Here is a 907-nt window from a genome sequence, read left to right on the forward strand (position 1 = left end):
GGGCGTTCGGCGGGGCGAGCGTCGGCACGCCGCCCGCGCGGCGCGCACCACGAGGCGCTCGAGCGCCGCCAGCCGGCGGTCCGAGAGGAAGGCGGCGGCCTCCTGGTGCACGGTCGCGCGCACCGCCGCGAGCGCGGCGGCGGGGGCGGTCCCCTCGCGCAGCAGGGTGCGCACGTACTGCTGCGCCGCGAGGCGCAGCTGGTCGCGCCTCGCGACGGGCGAGGGCGCTGTCGGCAGCAGCGTCGACCCGACGCCGGCGGACGCCGCGCGCGCGGGACCGGCCGCCGGTCGCAGCGACGGGCCCGGGAAGTCGCGACGCGGGTCCGCGTCGCCCTCGTCCGTCCGCAGGTCGCGCAGGCGGTCGGCCAGCGCCCCCTGCGACGCCTCGACCGCGGTGCGCGTGGACAGCGCGAGTCGGGGGCGGCCCGGCCGGAGCTCCTCGAGGGTCGCGTACGGCCCCCCCGCGTCCGGCGGGAGGCGCGGCGGTTCGCCGGACATGCGCGCTCCTGGTCCTGGTGGCGTCGCCAGCAGCGCCAGGTGCGTGGTCGCGCGGGACGCGCGCCCGTCGGCGGCCGTCTGGTGAATGCGCCGGCCGCGCCTCGTGGTGGATCGCAACGCACGCGGTGCAAGGAGCCGGCCGCGCGCCGGCCGCCGCGCGCCTAGTCCGGCGACACGTCCCCCGCCACCTCGGCGCGCAGCGCGCCGCCCGGCGGGACGCCGAACAACCGGAAGTGCTCGCCCGGGCCGTCGCGCTCGAGGGCCAGCGAGGTCCAGCCGGCCGCTTCCGCGTCGCGGCGCAGCGCCGCGAGCCGGTCGAGCACCGCGTCGTCCGCGTCCCAGCGGCCGTCGGCGTCGCCAAGTCGGATCGTAGCCATGTCGTTCTGTGAGCCAAGGAGTTGAGACCACG

1 protein-coding gene and 1 pseudogene are annotated in these 907 nt (G+C 79.7%); both read right to left on the reverse strand.

Going from position 1 to position 907, the window contains the following annotated elements; genetic code table 11:
* Window positions 1–498: pseudogene (locus tag PYV61_RS25910) on the reverse strand (hypothetical protein); the annotation flags it as partial.
* 161 nt (window positions 499–659) lie between these two features.
* A partial coding sequence (locus PYV61_RS25915; RefSeq protein WP_275836777.1) for a hypothetical protein occupies window positions 660–907 on the reverse strand: 248 nt, incomplete at its 5' end.

Source organism: Roseisolibacter sp. H3M3-2 (assembly GCF_029211165.1).
In the GTDB taxonomy this organism is placed as follows: Bacteria; Gemmatimonadota; Gemmatimonadetes; order Gemmatimonadales; family Gemmatimonadaceae; genus Roseisolibacter.